We start from the raw sequence: 1,664 nt of genomic DNA, 5'->3' as shown, positions 1-1,664 counted from the left end.
CATGCCGAGCGCCCTGCTTAGTAGCTCTCCGAGCCACTGGTTTTCCCAACATGTCAAGACGTAGCTTTTCAAGGGGGCTGGGGGCGCGGCGATGCAACTCACCACTGCTTGGACGCCGTATTTCTCCGCCAGCTCTTCAGGCTCGCCTTCGTCAATTACCACGAAGTGGTGGCTGGGGGCTTGTAGATATTCGCCTACCCTCTCGATAATGGGTCTGGGTCCTGTGATTACGGCGTTTTTCCTCATCCTCGTGCCGAAAACGCACGGCCCGGTGTACACCATGACTGGGTCCTCTGGCACGTAGGCGGAGAGCTCTCCCTCAAGCGCCTGCAACGGCGCGGAGATCGCCTCCAGCGCCGACACTGCCGCCGGGGTGAGGGCCACCTCCCTCCCCTCGTAGTAGGGAATCAGCAGGTGGTCCACAAGGTAGGCGGCCGCCTCCTCTACCTCTGTGCACCTCGGCGCGGGCCCCGGCGGGGGGAGGCCTAATTTCTTGAAAAACTCCGGCCTGCTTCACCTTCTGTAGGCCTGGGAGCACACGGCGCCTCTTGCGAGGTATTCGCAGATCATGGCAACAGCTCCAGTATCTTGTCGAATGGGTCGTGTATTGCTGATATTTTAACATATCTCTGGGCAACCCAGCGTAGATAAATCTGGCGTGTGCTCCACCCCAGGCTCACGGCGAGGTCCTTCTTGTTCCCCACCACCCACAGCTCTTTGGCTGATATGCATTTGTGGAAGCGGCAGAGCCTGTCGGCGATTTCGTATAGGGCCTGGAGGGTGTCGTGTCTAGTGAGGTCGTAGACGAGTAGGGCGTGGTCGAAAAATATGAAAATCATTTTTGAAAGACTCTCCACCACCTTTTCTACGTACTGCCCCGGCACGTCTAGAATGTAGTAGGAGCCGCCTTTTAGATAGGCGTGGTAGAAGCCGGGGCGCTTCTCCCAATGATTATGTATACGTTGTTTTGGGTGTACCCGTCTGGGTCTGCGTACTGAAGCGCGTACCACTTGTAGCTAGTGCCCCACGTTGCGACTAACGTAAACGGGCTGTTGGTCATAGACGTCAGCATGTTGACAAGCCTGTCTACGTACTGTGAAAGAGTGCCGCTGTACACGTCAAACGGCATAGCTAAACCCCAGCCGCAGTATAAAACATTTCCCCCAGCCGCGGCCAACTCAATTGTGTACAACAGTGCGGCGGCAGGCCGCCCCCCGTCAGTAAACCTGCGGTTTAAATATTTTCCGCGCAAGATTTATTAGCCTCGGCCTTTATGACGCATATGGACCGCGGCGGGGACGTCAACACAGGCCGCGCCAGGTGGCGGGACGTCTCAGTGGCGCTTTACGACAAAGACTCTGATGTGCTGACAGTCAGGCTTAGAGAGGGAGAGTACAAGGCCGTCAAGATTGCAAAGGGGGAGGTGGTCATATACGCAGACGACATGGGAGTGTGGCAGATAGACGTGCATGTGCATAAGTGGGATGACTCAGACGGTCCATCAGTGCTTTCTTCAGCTCCAGAGTACAGAACAGTGCTTGGCGTAGTAGACGACGTGCTGATAATCAAGCGTAGCGACAGACTGCCAGACAATATAATTGCCGACGACGCCTTCGTCATAATAGGTACAGACAAACACGGCCGTATCACGCGGCTTGAGGTAG

General features: G+C 55.9%; 2 protein-coding genes and 2 pseudogenes. 1 reads left to right on the top strand and 3 read right to left on the bottom strand.

Annotated features, from left to right (window positions below):
* The 3 genes and pseudogenes from ACP5J3_RS14315 to ACP5J3_RS14305 form a co-directional block, all read right to left on the bottom strand.
* A pseudogene (locus tag ACP5J3_RS14315) lies at window positions 1-423 on the bottom strand (hypothetical protein); the annotation flags it as partial.
* Between the two features lie 143 nt (window positions 424-566).
* Window positions 567-884 (bottom strand): Rab family GTPase, encoded by a 318-nt coding sequence (locus ACP5J3_RS14310; RefSeq protein WP_428496295.1) that lies wholly within the window; start codon window positions 882-884, stop codon window positions 567-569.
* A gap of 26 nt (window positions 885-910) precedes the next feature.
* Window positions 911-1,129, bottom strand: coding sequence for a hypothetical protein (locus ACP5J3_RS14305; RefSeq protein ID WP_428496294.1), 219 nt, complete (start codon window positions 1,127-1,129; stop codon window positions 911-913).
* Between the two features lie 153 nt (window positions 1,130-1,282).
* Here ACP5J3_RS14305 and ACP5J3_RS14300 point away from each other — a divergent pair.
* Window positions 1,283-1,664: pseudogene (locus ACP5J3_RS14300) on the top strand (hypothetical protein); the annotation flags it as partial.

Source organism: Pyrobaculum sp. (assembly GCF_049971835.1).
Lineage (GTDB): Archaea > Thermoproteota > Thermoprotei > Thermoproteales > Thermoproteaceae > Pyrobaculum.
The sequence above is the reverse complement of the archived record's forward strand: the minus strand, read 5'-3'. Positions and strand labels throughout refer to the sequence as shown.